This is a genomic window from uncultured Acetobacteroides sp. (genome assembly GCF_963667355.2).
GTDB lineage: Bacteria > Bacteroidota > Bacteroidia > Bacteroidales > ZOR0009 > Acetobacteroides.
Genome location: NZ_OY763328.2, coordinates 2,192,707 through 2,208,169, shown reverse-complemented (window position 1 = coordinate 2,208,169; position 15,463 = coordinate 2,192,707). Strand labels below are relative to the sequence as shown.

Sequence of the window (15,463 nt, the reverse complement as noted above, 5' to 3'; positions counted from 1 at the left end):
CCATGCATATTGAGGTTGTAAAATCGAAAATTCACCGCGTAAAAGTTACAGAGGCAAACCTTAACTATGTTGGCAGCATCACCATAGATGAAGATCTTCTGACTGCTTCCAATATTATCGAAAACGAGAAGGTTCAGATCGTAAACGTAAACAATGGTGAGCGACTTGAAACCTACGTCATTAAAGGAGAAAAGGGGAGTGGAGCCATCTGTCTAAACGGCGCAGCTGCTCGTAAGGCAGAAATTGGCGATGTTCTTATCATCATCTCGTACGCAACTATGGATTTCGAAGAGGCTAAAGCCTTTAAGCCTTGGATTGTATTCCCCGATACCGAAACGAACCGCATCATCTAAGATACCCCACACGTTGAAAAAAGGAACTCTTCTCAGGGGAATAAACATTACCGTATTCTTTGGACTAGGCGTTGTGCTAATGTACTTTGCCTTCAAGAATGTTAAGTTTGACTTCCTGATGGAGGGGTTACGTGGGGCCAATTACTCGTGGCTGGTGATATCTCTTCTGCTGGGCAACGTCGCCTTTTTGGCACGTGCCCTACGCTGGAGGCTGCTCATAGAACCGCTTGGCTACCAGCCTTCAGTAATGAACTCTTTCCACGCTATTACCATAGGCTACCTTGCCAACTTTGCCTTCCCAAGAGCTGGGGAAGTATCGCGCTGTGGGGTTCTTCGCAAAACAGAGAAGATTCCGTTTGAATCGTTAGTAGGTACTGTTATAGTCGAGCGCACCTTTGATCTTTTATGCCTTCTGATACTGCTAACGGCAGTCTTCTTCTTTAAGGTCGATTCCTTCGGAAAGTTCATATACGATACAGCGTTACTTCCTATTACCAATAAATTTGCAGGTTTTGGAGGTAGCTATCTTGCTATGCTTATCGTAATGCTACCTATAGCTACTGCGCTTTTCGTTGCATACGTTTTTAGATACAAGTTGATCCGGTATGGTGTCATTCGTAAAATGATAAGGCTGTCAAAAGGCGTTGTCAACGGTCTGAAAACAGGCTTTACCATGGAGCGCCGACTTGAATTCCTTCTTTTCACCTTGCTAATATGGGCATCGTACCTCACAATGACTTGGGCCGTTTTTTATACGCTACCCGCCACCAGCACTCTTGGAATTGTTGATGCGCTATTCATCTTGGCCATTAGCAGCATAGGAATGGCGGTTCCTGTTCAAGGTGGATTCGGAGCCTTCCACATTATCGTAGCAATGGGGCTAACCATGTACGGCATCTCTCGTGAAGATGGATTACTCTACGCAACAATTTCTCACGAATCACAGGCTATCATGACTATTATTATTGGAGTAATTTCGCTATCTTACCTCTTCTTTAAGAAACGAAATAATCCAGTAATAGCCACCAGTCATGAACAGATTCAAGAACGTTAGTAAAAAGGTGGTGGATCAGCACGAGCTGAGCCGCCGGGTTGCCGTGTGGAACCTTCTCGGGAAAAAGATTGTTTTCACGGATGGCTGCTTCGATATTCTTCATCGAGGACATGTTGACTACCTCACACAAGCAGCGAGCAAAGGTGATGTTATGGTTATTGGGCTGCACTCAGATGCCTCAGTTGCTCGTCTCAAGGGTGAAGGACGTCCCATTCAGAATCAGGAATCCCGTGCGCTAATTGTAGCCTCGCTCTCGTATGTTGATGCTGTTATCATTCTTGAAGAGGACTCTCCATACAACCTTATCAAGTTTATTAAGCCCGACGTGCTGGTTAAGGGTGCAGATAAGCTACCCAAAGACATTATTGGCTACGACATTGTTTCTGCCAAAGGGGGCAGCGTTATTGCTCTTGATATTAAGGAGGGTAATACCGAACGGCTTATTGACAAAATAAAGCTAACCCAATAGACCCTAATCAAAGAATAAAACTATAGTATGGATTTTACCATTGCCGGTAGAATCCATATTTTTTTCGTGTATCTTAGTCGGACTATCGTAAAACTAAACATAATCATCAGGTAATGGCTAAGGTAAAAAAGGCCTACTTCTGCCAAAGTTGCGGCTTTGAATCTCCTAAGTGGTTAGGGAAATGCCCTTCGTGCGGCGAATGGAACACCTTTGTAGAGGAGATTGTCACCAAATCGAGCGCTGCACCAACCTCCTTTGGGCTGGAGACCAGCAAACCGCTACGCATCGACGAGATTGACCTTGAAAAAACACCCCGCATCACCCTTAACTCAGGAGAACTTAACCGCATACTAGGCGGTGGCGTTGTTCCCGGCTCGCTGATTCTAGTTGGAGGAGAGCCCGGCATAGGAAAATCAACCCTTAGCCTACAGATTGCCTTACGAACTCACGGTCTGAAAACGCTATATGTATCGGGAGAAGAGAGCGCACAGCAGATTAAACTGCGCGCCGAAAGGCTTGGCGGCAACAACTCCGACTGCCTGATCTACTGCGAGACGTTGGTGGAGAACATCATCACCCAGGCAAAGCACACAAACCCCGACTTGGTGGTTATTGACTCCATTCAAACGCTGCTCACAGAGCGCATCGACTCGTCGCCAGGAAGCGTGAGCCAGATCCGCGAAACGGCAGCCATGCTGCTGCGCTACGCCAAAGAATCGTCTACACCTATATTTATTATAGGTCATATTACCAAGGATGGCACCATTGCCGGCCCCAAGGTGCTGGAGCATATTGTGGACGTAGTGCTGCAATTCGAGGGTGACTCGAACCACATCTACCGTCTACTGCGCTCGGCCAAGAACCGCTTTGGCTCTACCGCCGAGATGGGCATCTTCGAGATGACCGGCCACGGGCTGCGCGAGGTAGACAACCCATCGGAGATGCTGGTTACCCAGCACGATAGCCAGCTGAGCGGCATCGCCATTACCGCTGCGCTCGATGGCAACCGCCCGTTTATGATTGAGGTGCAGGCGCTGGTTAGTTCGGCCGCCTACGGTACGCCTCAACGCTCGACAACGGGCTTTGACATCCGCCGCTTGAACATGCTGCTGGCCGTTCTCGAGAAGCGGGTAGGCTTTAAGTTGGGCGCTAAGGATGTTTTCCTGAACATCGCCGGAGGCATAAAGTTAGCCGACCCCTGCATCGACCTTGCCGTTATCAGCGCCGTGCTCTCGTCGAACCTCGACATCCCGATATCCACCGACATTTGCTTTGCTGCCGAAGTGGGGCTCTCGGGCGAGATCCGCCCCATTACCCGCCTCGACCAGCGCATCGCCGAGGCGCAGCGCCTTGGTTTTAAAAGAATATACGTATCAAAGTACGGGCAGAAAGGGCTAAACATTCCCGATGGAATAGACGTGAAGTTTGTGTGCAAGGTAGAAGAGCTGTTTAGAAGCCTGTTTGGAAAGGGGTAGCCCCCATATTCTCGTGAAAATCTATTCGAAAACACGCACATGTATCCTTGTCTTTACAAGGATACTTCAAAATAATCCCCCTTCAGATCTACTTCTGCAGATGCTATATTGGCGTTTTTGCAAATAAGTAACCCTATTCTAGCTTATTTCAACTAAAAAGATAGTAGGACGGTATCATCTCTTAGTATTTTTCATACCTTTCGTTTTGTTAACATAACATATACTAAAAGTATGAGAAAGACGATCATCGCTGGACTATGCTTGCTTATGGCCTCCCCGAGTCTATTTGCTCAGTCCAAGAAATTCGACGTAAAGGATATCGATATCCCTTACAAAAAGTTTGTTCTCGACAACGGTCTTACTGTGCTCATCCACGAAGACCACAAGGCTCCTGTGGTAGCCGCCAACATCTGGTACCATGTGGGATCGAAGAACGAGAAGGCCGGTAAAACGGGCTTTGCTCACCTTTTCGAGCACCTGATGTTTAACGGTAGCGAGCACCACAAGACCGACTACTTTAAGGCAGTTGACAAAGTTGGTGCAACAGACCTAAACGGAACCACCAGCAACGACCGCACCAACTACTTCGAAACCGTTCCGACCTCGTCGTTGGATCAGATTCTATGGTTGGAGAGCGACCGCATGGGCTACATGGTAAATGCCATCGACCAGAAGACGCTCGACGAGCAGCGCGGCGTTGTGCAGAACGAAAAGCGCCAAGGGGAGAACTCTCCTTACGGCTTAACCGAGGACGCCATCTGCAAGGCAACCTATCCAGCGGGCCATCCCTACTCGTGGACGGTTATCGGTTCGATGGAAGACTTGAATGCCGCCAGCTTGGACGATGTTAAGACTTGGTTTAAGACCTACTACGGTCCCAACAACGCAACCTTGGTTATTGCAGGCGACATTAAGACCGAAGAAGCCCTTGAAAAGGTGAAGAAATACTTCGGCGGCCTACAGGCAGGACCTCCTGTAACCAAGTTTACCTCGTGGCCTGCCAAGCGCACGGGTACACAGCGCGAGGTGATGCAGGATCGCGTTCCCCAAGCCCGCCTCTACATGGTATGGAACATTCCCGAAGATGGCAGCTGGGATGCCAACATGCTCGACATCGCCTCGAGCGTACTTGCCGGAGGAAAAACTTCTCGCCTGTACAAACGCTTGGTTTACACCGATCAGATCGCATCGAACGTATACGCTTGGGCGGGTACGAACGAGATTGCCGGACAGTTTGAGATTATGGCTACCGCCAAACCAGGCGTTGAGCTTTCGAAGATTGAGTCCGTGATCAACGAGGAGATGGCCAAGTTCCTAAAGGAAGGCCCTACCGAGCAGGAGATGGAGAAGATAAAGGCGAAGATGTACTCGTCGTTTGTACAGGGATTCGAGCGCGTGGGCGGATTTGGCGGTAAGTCGGATGTGCTGGCCACCTACCAGACCTACCACAACAACCCCGACTTCTACAAGGTCGTGCTCCAGCAGGAGATGGACGCTACACCAACCGACGTGAAGAAGGCCGCCAACGAGTGGCTCAGCGATGGCCTGTACGCCCTAGAGGTGGTGCCCTTCACCGACCCTAAGCCTACCACCGCCGATGCCGATCGCACAAAGCTACCCGATCTGAACACGCCCCCAACCCCAACCTTCCCCAGCTTCCAAAGGGCAACCCTCAGCAACGGGTTAAACATCATCCTTGCCGAGCGTCACGCCATCCCAGCACTGAACATGGAGCTGCAGTTTAACGCCGGAGCGGCTGCCGACATCCTTGCCAAGCCGGGTACGGCCCGCCTGTTTGGCAGCGTACTGGACGAGGGCACCAAGACCCGCTCGTCGATGGAGATTAGCGAGGAGATGGAGATGCTGGGCAGCTCGATGGGCGCCGGATCGAGCCTCGACCGCACCTACATCTACCTGAATACGCTGAAGGGGAACCTCGACAAGTCGCTCGCCGTATTTTCCGACGTGCTGCTGAACCCCACCTTCCCCCAGAAGGAGTTCGACCGCCTGCGCAAGGACCAGCTCGTTAGCATCAAGCAGGAGCAGGCACGCCCCAACAGCATCGCCTTCCGCGTTCTTCCCCAGTTCCTATACGGCAGCGGGCACCCCTACAGCAATCCGCTATCGGGTACCGGCTTCGAGAGCAGCGTAAGCTCCATAACCCGTGATGACCTAGTGAAGTTCTACAAGGATTGGATCACCCCAAATAACGCCACCCTAATCGTGGTGGGCGATATCACCATGGGCGAGCTGAAGCCTAAGCTCGAGGCCGCCTTCAAGGAGTGGAAGAAGGGTACCAACCCCAAAAAGCAGGTTGCAACCGTGGCGCTACCTACCAAGCCAACCATCTACTTCATCAACCGCCCACAGGCCCAGCAGTCGGTAGTTATGGCTGCCAACCTAGCGCCTGAGGCCAACAAGATGAACGAGGCCGCGGTAGATTTGGCCAACAGCATCATCGGTGGCGAGTTCACCTCGCGCATCAACATGAACATCCGCGAGGATAAGCACTGGAGCTACGGCGCTAGCTCGTTCGTTTACGAGACTGCGGGCCAGCAACCCTTCATTGCAACTACCTCCGTTCAGTCTGACAAGACCAAGGAGACCATTCAGGAGATCGAGAAGGAGCTTACCGGCTACGTGGGCAGCAATCCCGCCACCGCCGAGGAGTTTACCACCAACCAGAACAACAAGCTGCTCCAGATTCCTGGCACCTACGAAACCGGCAACGCCGTGCTGAACACCATCAGCAAGATTGTGGCCAACAACCTGAAGGATACCTACCCACAGGAGAACGCCAAGAACCTGAAGAGCGCCAAGCTCGCCGATATCCACCAGATGGCGAAGACCCTCATCAAGCCCAACCAGCTTACCTGGGTGATTGTGGGCGACAAGGAGAAGGTGCTCGCCAACGTGAAGAGCCTTGGCTACGAGGTGAAGCTGATCGACGCCGACGGCAAGCCCGTGGCGGAGTAACGACCCAGAGCAACGATCTTAAATGTGACCATTGAGATATGTGACGTGAACACGCCAGCCCCGCTGGCAAAAAAGGAGAGCCCGGATTTACATCCGGGCTCTTGCTTTTTATGGGGTAGCGGGTAGCGCTAGCTCTTCTTGGTCTTCTTCTGCTCCTCCTCCTTCTGCTTCTCCTCAGCTTTCTTCTTCTCCTCGGCGGCCTTGAGGGCTGCCTTGTGGCGGGCCACCAGCTCGTTGTACTCCTTGCGGATGGTGTTGATAATCTGTAGCGCCTCGGCGTACTGAGCGTCGTCGGTCATCTTGGCCCGGAGCAGCACGTAACTGGATAGGATCTGGTACTGCTCGTTCACCTGCCTGCGCAGGCTGATGGCCTTTGCGCTATCCTTGGTGATGGACTCGGCGCGACGCCCTTCGTAGAGCGCCTTGAAGGCGTTGTTGTCGGCCTTCAGACGGGCTAGCCTAGCCGAGAGGCCGATCTTCTCGACCATGGGCTTGTAGGTTGGCCCCTCGAACTCTGCCACCAGCTTGTCGATGGTGCCGCTCTCCTTATCCAACGACATGCGCGCTATGTCGCCGTAGGTGTCCAGCAGGGTCGTAAGGCCGTTGGCCGCTCGGAGCTCTGCCTCGTCGGTGGAGTAGGTAGCATTCTTAACCCACGACTTTAAGGCGCTAATGCTGATATCGCGAACCTGGTTTTTGGTAGCAATGTCGTCGCTCTTAAGGTTCTTCTGCACCTGAAGAATGGCCTTGTTGAAGTCCTCGGCAAACGAAAGAATCGTAATAACAAGGTTGCGCAGCTCGGCATCGGTAAGCATTGTGTCGCCAAGTGACTTGATGTGGTTGGCCTGTGAGGTTATGAACTGGTAGAAGTCTACGTTAGAAAGCTTAGGACCTGGAGTCACTAAAATGTTAATCTTTTTCATTTGAAAAGTTATTAAGTTAATGTTTGTCGTTTGTGCTGTTAGCATCATTTACGAATTTACAAATATTTTTAGGCTTATAATTCAAATTAATCAAATTATCTGCAATTATTTTTCCTAAAATACAGAAACATGCAAGCGCATCATGTTAAACTCAGATGTTAAACGAAAAAAATTAAAAGGACATCATCCCATTTACAAAAGGACGGCAGGCAGCTTACGCAAGCTAAGCGGGCCGTGGGAAGTTGGGCAAGCCTACACGGCTGCTACAGCTGCCAACAAAGAGCCCATGCAAAAGTGCAGCGGCCATAAATCGACGATTGTGGAGCTCCTGCAGGCTTGCAGGAGATGAATATTCTCCAACTTTAGGCTCATGCAGCTTGCAGGAGATATAAATTCGCCGATTTTTAGACTCAAGCAACTTGCAGGAAGCAATAATTCGCCAATTTTAGGCTCATGCAGATTGCAAGAAGCAATAATTGGCGAATTTTATGTCCATGCAGCCTGTTGCCAACCTAAAATTCGCGATTGTAAGGCCTATGCAAGCTGCAGGAGGTGATAATTGACGAATGCAAGGTTCATGCAGCACTGCATGAACCCAAAATTCATGAATTTTTGTTCCATGCATTCGTGCACGGACTAAAAATTCGCAAACGAAAGGTAGAATCATGGCATATTATCCCTCTGCATAAACGGGAGGATTAGAAATGCAGTTTGCTTAAATCGTTACTCTTCCTCTTTGTTGTGTACTTAACCCATCTTACCTCCCGCCAAGCGGGAGGATATCCATTTTAATAATACTGTACTATGAACTAGCATTGTGTTAGGGCTGCTAATATGTATATATAACCCGCTATTGCCGCTAGCAGGAAGCATGCAGCATGCTACAGCATGCCGATTCGTTAACGGCTAGTCCATATATAAAGGATAAATTTCTAAAGTGGTAATCGCTACTTATAGAAAAAGCTGGGAGCTGAACCCATCGCTATTATTAAGGAGTAAGTGGCAGTGCAAATAGCTGCATGCGGCATAGAGTATCCTCAGGCAGGTTAACAAAACCTTAATCTTGGCTAGCTAGAAGGTAAAATCCCCGTAATGCTTGCCTAACGCAGGGCTGGTTCCTTTGTGGCGGAATATAAAACCATAATCTAGGAAATCTATGTTTTTCGAATGGAAGAAGCTGCTGCTATCCACGCTGCCGGCACTTATGGTGCTAATGGGGATATCAGCCAATACCTTTGCGCAGGGAATCGTGAAGGGAAAGGTAACAGACAAAGCAGGAAATCCGCTAATTGGCGCAACTGTGCTAATCAAGCGGCTCAACGAGGGGGTGATTACCGACGCCAACGGCAACTTCACCCTAACCACCAAGAAGGCTATGAGCAAGAACGATATTCTACTATTTCGGTATGTAGGCTATAAGAATGCAGAGCTGAGGTACACCGACGGCCCCGTAAAAATGGTGCTGGAGGAGGATGCCCACACCATCGACGAGCTGGTGGTTACGGCGCTTGGCATCAAGAAGTCGGAGAAGAGCCTCTCCTATGCTACGCAGTCGATATCCAACGAAAAGCTTACGGGGGTGATGCCCACCAACTGGTCGTCCGCCCTATCGGGCAAGGTGGCTGGGCTGAGCATCAGCAGCGCAGGCGGCCCCGTGGGCTCTACCCGCATATCGCTGCGCGGTGACGTGTCGTTGAATCCCAATGGTAATCAGTCGCTGATTGTGGTAGACGGAATCCCCATCAGCAATACTCTTACCGGTACCGGGCCCGCCTACGGCGCGGGCAGCAAGAGCGATCTTCCAATAGACTACGGCAACGGCTTTGCCGATATCAATCCCGACGATATCGAGTCGGTGCAGGTGCTCAAGGGTGCCAATGCTACGGCGCTCTACGGCTCTAGGGCCGCCAACGGCGTGGTGCTTGTAACCACCAAGAGTGGCTCGAAGAAGCAGAAGGGGCTGGGAGTAACTATCAACTCCAACACAAGCCTCGACGACGTGATGCATTGGCCCGACTACCAGTACGAGTTTGGACAGGGCCTCCCCTCGTACATCGGCAAGGCAGGTACCGCCTACGCCGGGCAGCCCTACTACAGCTACGGCGCCTCGCCCGACGGCAACGGGGGCACCAGCGGCACCAGCAGCGCCTATGGCCCACGGTTCGACCCCAATGTGTCGTACTACCAATTCGACCCCGTAACCCAAACCCGTGCCACCGAGGCTACCCCCTGGGTTGCCCACAAGAATAACCGTAAGGGGCTATTTCAAACCGGCTACACGCTCACCAACAGCGTTGCCGTGGAGGGCGGATCGAAGGACGCCAGCGTGCGCGCCTCAATAACGCATACCAAAAATGAGTGGATTCTCCCCAACACCGGGTTCGAGCGCATCGTCGGATCGCTCTCGCTCAGCTTCAAGGTGTCGGATAAGCTGCGCATCACCTCCAAGGGGTCGTACACCAACCGTAAGAGCGACAACACCCCAGCCATCGGCTACAACAGCAACTCCATTGCCTACTTCCTGATCTTCCAAAACCCCAACGTAGACCTAAAGTGGCTGCGCCCAACCTGGGTAAACGGGCAGAAGGATGTGAAGCAGCTGCAACCCTACAGCACCTTCATTGGCAACCCCTACTTTACGCTCTACGAGTCGACCAACCCCTCCAACATGCATAGCGTTACCGAGAGCCTATCAGGCACGCTCGACATCACCAAGGATCTGCAGCTGATGGTACGCTCGGGGCTACAGCTCTCGTATGACGAGCGCGAGCAGCACCGCCCCGTCAGCGACGTGGTGTTTGGCAAGGGATACTTCAAGAAGCAGAACGTGTTCGACTACGAGGTGAACTCCGATGTCCTGCTCTCCTATAAGCACAACCTAGGCAATAGCTTCGACCTAGCAACCAGCCTCGGCGGAAACCTCATGCGCCAGCACTATAACCTGATGGAGGCATCGGTAACGGGGCTTACCACGCCAGGCGTCTTCAACCTGGCCAACGGCGCATCGAGCCCCTACGTGGTGTCCACCATGCGCAACAAGCGGCTGAACAGCGCCTACGGAACGGCCTCACTCTCGTGGGACGGAAAGGTATACCTGGAGGCAACCGGCCGCAACGACTGGTCGTCGACGCTGCCCAAGAAGAACTGCTCGTTCTTCTACCCATCGCTAGGCGCAAGCATCCTGCTCGACAAGCTCTTCAGCCTACCGGCCCAGGTGAGCCTGCTGAAGCTGCGCGGGTCGTGGGCGCAGGTGGGCAACGACACCGATCCCTACAAAACTACCAGCTACTTTACCACCGGCACCTTCCCAGGATCGGCCACACTCCCCACCACGCTGGCCAACATGAATTTTAAGCCCGAGATATCCACCAGCATCGAGGCAGGCATGGACATGCGCCTGTTCGGTAGCCGCCTGGGGCTCGACCTCTCGTACTACCACAACGAAACCAAGAACCAGATTATCGACGCCCCCATGGATCCCACCACCGGATTCTCCAAGGCCACCATCAACAGTGGTAGGGTGCGCAACCAGGGCTTCGAGGCCAACCTCAACATGGTGCCCATCGCCGGCAAGAAGTTCAGGTGGAGCTCCTCCATCAGCTGGTCGCACAACGAGAACACCATCCTCAGCCTGTCGGAGGGGATGAATGATAACCAGCTCATCAGCAGCATCGGGTCGGTATCCATCATCGGCAAGGTGGGCGGCACCACCACCGATCTCTGGGGCTATAAGCTCAAGCGCAACGACAAGGGGCAGGTGATTATCGCCGCCAACGGGCTACCACAGCTCGGCTCGGAGCTCGAGTACGTGGGCAACGCCTCCCCCAAGTGGAAGGCAGGATTCTTCAACGAGTTTTCGTACGGTATAGTGAAGCTGAGCATCCTGATCGACGGCCAGTACGGCGGCATCGTATACTCGCAGGCCCACCACAAGATGACCGAGCAGGGTAAGCTGCAGCACACCCTCAACGGAAGGCTTCCGGGCACCGAATTCTACATCGCGGCTGACGATCCACGCCTAGCCGCCGCCAAGCTACCCGCCATGGGTGGCGTGTACATGGTGGCACCAGGCGTAGTGGCCAACGCCGACGGCAGCTACAGCCCCAACACCAAGCTAGTAACAGTAGAGGCCTACAACAAGGAGAACTGGCGCATCGACAACGTGGAGAACAACTCGTTCGATGCCTCCTTCCTTAAGGTACGCGAGGCCCGCGTAGAGGTTTCGCTGCCCAGCAGCCTGCTCGCCCGTACGCCGCTCACCAGGGCATCGCTCGCCTTCTACGGCCGCAACCTGTACATGAAGACTTCGTTCCCGCTGTTCGACCCCGAGGCCGCCTCGCTCAACAGCAACGTCATCACGCCAGGCGTAGAAACGGGCCAGCTGCCCACCACGCGCACCTTTGGCGTTAACCTTACCCTAGGATTCTAGCACAGCAGCCCTATGCTGCAATTCAGAAATCAACTTGTAACGATGAAAAGAATTAAGATACTCGCCCTAATCGCCACCATGGCCGTTGGAGCCATCGCATGCTCCAACTTCGAGGATATCAACACCGATCCCAACCGGCTTACCAAGGTAAACCCCGGGTCGCTGCTCAACCCCATACTCTACAACCTGGCCATATTCAACTGGAACCGGGCCGACGACTTCACCTTCGACCTCATGCAGGTGTCGGTGCCCACCAACAGCTTGGGAGGGGTTAGCCGCTACTACATGTCCGACGCCGCCGGCAATAGCACCTGGAACAGCTACTACAAGTGGCTCTCCAACATCAACGAAATGGAGCGGCAGGCCGACGCGCTGAACGATCCCAATTATAAGGCCATTGCCATCACCCTCCGTAGCTGGGTTTACCAGCTGCTCACCGACTGCTTTGGCGATATCCCCATGTCGGAGGCGCTTCAGGGAACCAGCGGCCTGTTTAAGCCCAAGTTCGACACCCAAAAGGAGGTGTACACAGCCATCATCAACGACCTCGATAAGGCCAATACCCTCTTCGACGACACCAAGGGCCTTGCCTACAACGCCGATGGCGAGCTGCTCTACCTCACCAGCAACCAGCTAACCGCCGGCAAGTCGGCGGGCATCGCCAAGTGGCGCAAGTTCTGCAACTCGCTCCGCCTAAGAGTGCTGCTGCGCGTGCTGGGCAAGGATACGGAGATGGGCTCCAAGGCAAAGCTCCAGCAGATGCTCAATAGCCCAACCACCTACCCCATCTTCCAGAGCAACGACGACGCTGCGCTACTCTCCATATCCGGCGTATTCCCCCAGGATGCCCCTATGACGCGCCCGCAGGACTTCACCTCGTACAGGGCCGTAGCCAGCTCGTTCATCGATACCTTAAATGCGTGGAACGATCCCCGCCGCCCCATATTCTGTACCCCCGTTGTCGACCAGTATATCGGATGGCCCAGCGGATACGATATCGCACCAAGCACAGCAGCCTCTAACCTCAACCAGAACCTCGCCAAAACCCCAAGCAAGGTAGTTTTGATGAGCTATGCCGAGGTAGAGCTGATACGGGCCGAACTCGCCATTCGCGATATTACTCCCAACGTTAGCGCCGAGGATGCCTACCGAAGGGGAGTAACCGCCGCCATCGCCCAGTGGGGTGGTGTGGTTCCGCCTACCTACTTCAACAACCCTGCCGTGAAGTACAGGGGCACGCTACAACAGGTGCTCACCCAAAAGTACTTTGCCCTCTTCTTCTGCGACTACCAGCAGTGGTTCGAGTACCTCCGCACGGGCTACCCCATCCTCCCACGTGGCAAGGGAGTGCCCGATGGCAACCAAATGCCCTTCCGCCTCAAGTATCCGCAGACCATCCAAAGCACCAACGCCACCAACTACAAGGCCGCAGTGTCCAGTATGGGTGGCGACAGCTTCTCCACCATGCTCTGGTGGCAGAAATAGAACCTTTAAAATACTACCATGATAATGAACAGAAAGAAATTACTCCTCAGCATCTGGGCTGTAGCAGCCCTATCGATGCTGTGCAGCGCCCAAGTACAACGCCGCGAGCTTAAGCTCCCCAAGGTGGAAGGCTACGAGCTCCTCCGCTGCGATTTCCACATGCATACCGTCTTCTCCGACGGCATGGTGTGGCCCACCACACGTGTCGACGAGGCTATAGAGGAAGGCATCGACGCCATCGCCCTCACCGACCACATCGAGTACCGACCAAAGCTCAAGGAGTTCACCACCACCGACCACAACCACTCCTACGAGCTGGCCAGCAAGTACGCCGCCGACCGCGGCATCATCCTCATCAAGGGCAGCGAGGTTACCCGCCGCATGGCTCCCGGCCACTTCAACGCCATTTTTATTGATGATGCCAACGCCTTCCAGAAGTTCGTAAACCCTAACGACTGGCACGACGGCAGCAACATCGCCCAAACGCTCGACGAAGGTAAGAGGCAGGGCGGATTCATATTCTGGAACCACCCCTGGTTCCAGCACAAGCAAAACATCTCGGAGTGGGCCGCCATACACGAGGAGCTTTACCAAAAGAAGCTCATCTCAGGCATCGAGGTGGTAAACGGCAACCGCTACGACCCCACGGTGCTGCAGTGGTGCCTCGATAAGAACCTCACCGTGATGGCCAACACCGACATACATACCCCTATGAAGCTCGAGAAGGGCGAGTTCCGCACCATGACCATCGTGTTTGCCAAGGAGCATACCGCCCAAGCCATTAAGGAGGCGCTAGAGAACCAGAGAACCATTGCCTACTCCTCCAACGCCATCTACGGCAAGGACGAGTTGGTTCGCCAAATCGTAGCCAGCTCCCTGCAGGTAAAGGCCCGCCGAATTGGCCCCAACGGCGGTATCGTGGAGCTTACCAACATCTCAAGCATTCCCTTCAGCATGTCCGTAACCTCGTCCGAAGGAGTAAAGCCAGTACTCGATGGTGTCCTGAACAACTTTACCGCCTTCAGCACCAGCACCACGCTCATCCCTGTTGACCTCAAGAACCTTAAAAACAACCAAGGCTCCTTCACAGTTGAAGTAGTCAACGCTCAGGTCGGTGCCAACAAGCCGCTACAGTATACCATTACGGTGAACTTCGAAAAGTAGCAGAAGAAAAGACTAAGAAACATTAGTACCATGCAAAAGGGCCACCTCCTTACGGAGATGGCCCTTGAAACTATTTTTAGGCTATGCCTTAACTTACTTAATCGTTTTTACACGAATTCTAATAGCGCGAGTTTCTTGGGTAGTACCCATAATTTCAATTACCTTTATAAGACCTTTTTGGCCTAGCACTGTTTTGAATGCAAGGCAATCACCTACCAAAAGCTGAGTTTGTGCTGCAGCAACAAAAGTTGAGTTTGCAGTCTCTACAGGTAGAGTATTGTTGGTATAGTTTTCGGCAGTTGCCTTGAGGAACTTGGTTGCATTAACTACGTTGAATTGTCCAATATATTCCTTAATTCCAGCAACAAGTGTCAGCGAATTATCATTTATTGGAGAAAGAGTTGCTTTGTTATTCTCACCGAAGTAGTATACAAAGTCAACCAGCTGTGCATTGGTAACAGCATCGCTAAGCTTAAATACTTTATCAATAGCAACAGAATAGAAACCACCCTTAGCCCCGTTAGCTCCGGTAACGTTAAGCTGACCAGCAAGCAGTGTTGCTTCACGCTCCACATTGTCTGCAGGAATAGAAGTTCCCTTAGGAGCAACAGTAATGGTGGTAGTACCTACGCGACCCTTCACGTCCGTAGTTTCAAAGGTGATAGTAGATAGCGATTGCCCTACAGCGATGTTGTAGTTACGCTCCAAGAACTTGTCTCCACGGTTAAACCATCCAGAGTTTAGAGTGCTATCGAGAACTACAAAGCTCTGCCCTTGAACAACGGTGGTTATTTTGATTTTTTCAAGACGATCTTGTTGAGCACCCATATCGAAACGGGCAACTACTGGTACAATTTCGCCTGCATTCTTGTCGTTAATGGTGGTAATAGAAGCACCATCCCTGTTAATGGTAACCACAGGTTTGTCCAACTCTGGAACATCCAACAAATCGTCCTTCGAGCAAGAGGTGAAAGCAGCGCCAGCCAGCACAAATGCAAACATCAAAAACTTAAACTTTCTCATAGAATAGATATTAAAAAATACGGTGCAAAGTTCGCAAAAACTGAGCCATCCAACCGACTGTTAGGAATGTATAGCAAAAGGGCATTGCAGCAAGAATAGGAAAAGATACCCA

Annotated in this window: 10 protein-coding genes; 8 read left to right on the top strand and 2 right to left on the bottom strand. The window is 52.4% G+C overall.

Annotated features, from left to right (window positions below):
• The first annotated feature begins 2 nt into the window (after window positions 1-2).
• From panD to ACHZA1_RS09075, 5 genes are all read left to right on the top strand, one after another.
• Window positions 3-353, top strand: a complete 351-nt coding sequence (gene panD, locus ACHZA1_RS09095; protein WP_320051567.1) for an aspartate 1-decarboxylase — start codon at window positions 3-5, stop codon at window positions 351-353.
• Between the two features lie 13 nt (window positions 354-366).
• On the top strand, window positions 367-1,407 hold the full coding sequence (locus ACHZA1_RS09090) for a lysylphosphatidylglycerol synthase transmembrane domain-containing protein (protein WP_320051566.1): 1,041 nt from the start codon (window positions 367-369) through the stop codon (window positions 1,405-1,407).
• Window positions 1,385-1,876 (top strand): adenylyltransferase/cytidyltransferase family protein, encoded by a 492-nt coding sequence (locus ACHZA1_RS09085; protein ID WP_320051565.1) that lies wholly within the window; start codon window positions 1,385-1,387, stop codon window positions 1,874-1,876. Before ACHZA1_RS09090 ends, ACHZA1_RS09085 begins: the two co-directional genes overlap by 23 nt.
• A gap of 113 nt (window positions 1,877-1,989) precedes the next feature.
• Window positions 1,990-3,351, top strand: coding sequence for a DNA repair protein RadA (gene radA, locus ACHZA1_RS09080; protein ID WP_320051564.1), 1,362 nt, complete (start codon window positions 1,990-1,992; stop codon window positions 3,349-3,351).
• A gap of 231 nt (window positions 3,352-3,582) precedes the next feature.
• Window positions 3,583-6,327: a pitrilysin family protein gene (locus ACHZA1_RS09075; RefSeq protein WP_320051563.1), complete on the top strand. Its 2,745-nt coding sequence runs from the start codon at window positions 3,583-3,585 to the stop codon at window positions 6,325-6,327.
• A 128-nt stretch (window positions 6,328-6,455) separates the two neighbouring features.
• Here ACHZA1_RS09075 and ACHZA1_RS09070 read toward each other — a convergent pair whose 3' ends face one another.
• Window positions 6,456-7,250 carry a DUF6261 family protein gene (locus ACHZA1_RS09070; RefSeq protein WP_320051562.1) on the bottom strand — a complete coding sequence of 265 codons (795 nt, stop codon included), beginning with the start codon at window positions 7,248-7,250 and terminating at the stop codon, window positions 6,456-6,458.
• A 1,204-nt stretch (window positions 7,251-8,454) separates the two neighbouring features.
• On the opposite strand from ACHZA1_RS09070, the gene ACHZA1_RS09065 reads away from it, so the two are divergent.
• The 3 genes from ACHZA1_RS09065 to ACHZA1_RS09055 are packed head-to-tail and all read left to right on the top strand — an operon-like array spanning window position 8,455 to window position 14,328.
• On the top strand, window positions 8,455-11,679 hold the full coding sequence (locus ACHZA1_RS09065; protein WP_320054903.1) for a SusC/RagA family TonB-linked outer membrane protein: 3,225 nt from the start codon (window positions 8,455-8,457) through the stop codon (window positions 11,677-11,679).
• Window positions 11,680-11,721: 42 nt separating this feature from the next.
• Window positions 11,722-13,164 (top strand): SusD/RagB family nutrient-binding outer membrane lipoprotein, encoded by a 1,443-nt coding sequence (locus tag ACHZA1_RS09060; protein WP_320051561.1) that lies wholly within the window; start codon window positions 11,722-11,724, stop codon window positions 13,162-13,164.
• 24 nt (window positions 13,165-13,188) lie between these two features.
• Window positions 13,189-14,328, top strand: coding sequence for a CehA/McbA family metallohydrolase (locus ACHZA1_RS09055; RefSeq protein WP_320051560.1), 1,140 nt, complete (start codon window positions 13,189-13,191; stop codon window positions 14,326-14,328).
• Between the two features lie 93 nt (window positions 14,329-14,421).
• Here ACHZA1_RS09055 and ACHZA1_RS09050 read toward each other — a convergent pair whose 3' ends face one another.
• Window positions 14,422-15,351 (bottom strand): hypothetical protein, encoded by a 930-nt coding sequence (locus ACHZA1_RS09050; RefSeq protein ID WP_320051559.1) that lies wholly within the window; start codon window positions 15,349-15,351, stop codon window positions 14,422-14,424.
• Between the last annotated feature and the right edge of the window lie 112 nt (window positions 15,352-15,463).

Excerpts from the sequence above, each read along its gene's own strand:
- ACHZA1_RS09075 (WP_320051563.1), top strand. The coding sequence starts at position 3,583 with ATGAGAAAGACGATCATCGCTGGACTATGCTTGCTTATGGCCTCCCCG.
- ACHZA1_RS09055 (WP_320051560.1), top strand. The coding sequence starts at position 13,189 with ATGAACAGAAAGAAATTACTCCTCAGCATCTGGGCTGTAGCAGCCCTA.
- ACHZA1_RS09065 (WP_320054903.1), top strand. The coding sequence starts at position 8,455 with ATGGTGCTAATGGGGATATCAGCCAATACCTTTGCGCAGGGAATCGTG.
- radA (WP_320051564.1), top strand. The coding sequence starts at position 1,990 with ATGGCTAAGGTAAAAAAGGCCTACTTCTGCCAAAGTTGCGGCTTTGAA.
- panD (WP_320051567.1), top strand. The coding sequence starts at position 3 with ATGCATATTGAGGTTGTAAAATCGAAAATTCACCGCGTAAAAGTTACA.
- ACHZA1_RS09060 (WP_320051561.1), top strand. The coding sequence starts at position 11,722 with ATGAAAAGAATTAAGATACTCGCCCTAATCGCCACCATGGCCGTTGGA.
- ACHZA1_RS09085 (WP_320051565.1), top strand. The coding sequence starts at position 1,385 with ATGAACAGATTCAAGAACGTTAGTAAAAAGGTGGTGGATCAGCACGAG.
- ACHZA1_RS09070 (WP_320051562.1), bottom strand. The coding sequence starts at position 7,250 with ATGAAAAAGATTAACATTTTAGTGACTCCAGGTCCTAAGCTTTCTAAC.
- ACHZA1_RS09050 (WP_320051559.1), bottom strand. The coding sequence starts at position 15,351 with ATGAGAAAGTTTAAGTTTTTGATGTTTGCATTTGTGCTGGCTGGCGCT.